This is a genomic window from Mycobacterium sp. E2462 (genome assembly GCF_001672685.1).
GTDB lineage: Bacteria > Actinomycetota > Actinomycetes > Mycobacteriales > Mycobacteriaceae > Mycobacterium.
This window is the reverse complement of sequence record NZ_LZKC01000255.1, coordinates 1-542: the sequence shown is the minus strand read 5'-3', so window position 1 is coordinate 542 and position 542 is coordinate 1. Positions and strand designations below refer to the sequence as shown.

Here is a 542-nt window from a genome sequence, read left to right as displayed (position 1 = left end):
CCGTCGACTACGAGGGGGCCACCATCCCGGTGCCCGTGGACGACCAGACCCTGCAGAAGATCTGCGAGATCACCGACGGCCAGTCGTTTCACGCCGACAGCCTGGACTCGCTGAAGAACGTCTACACGACCCTGCAGCGCCAGATCGGCTACGAGTCCGTGAAGGGCGACGCCAGCCTGGCCTGGATGCTGCTGGGCGCCGTCGCCATGGCCGGTGCCGTGCTGGCCGGGCTGCTGCTCAACCGCCGGCTGCCCGCCTGAGTCTCAGGTGGGCAGGCGCCGGTTGAGGACCAACGCCAACACCGTCGCGATCAGCGCCGCGACGACCCCCAGCCGCAACCAGCCGGCGCTGCCGGGGCCGGGCACCGTGCGGTAGCCGATCTCGTTCTCGATGGCGTTGTAGCTCTTGTTGAGCTCGGCGGCGTTGGTCGCGGTGTAGGCCTGCCCGCCGGAGAGCTTGGCGACGGTCTTCATCTGGTCGGTCGAGACGGGCACGGCGACGCGCTGCCCGTCCATCTCGATTTCGCCGCCCTTGGTGCCGAA

General features: G+C 69.2%; 2 pseudogenes. One reads left to right on the top strand and one right to left on the bottom strand.

What is annotated here, in order from left to right:
- Window positions 1–260 (top strand): annotated as a pseudogene (locus A5714_RS12530) (hypothetical protein); the annotation flags it as partial.
- 3 nt (window positions 261–263) lie between these two features.
- Here A5714_RS12530 and A5714_RS12525 read toward each other — a convergent pair.
- A pseudogene (locus tag A5714_RS12525) lies at window positions 264–542 on the bottom strand (hypothetical protein); the annotation flags it as partial.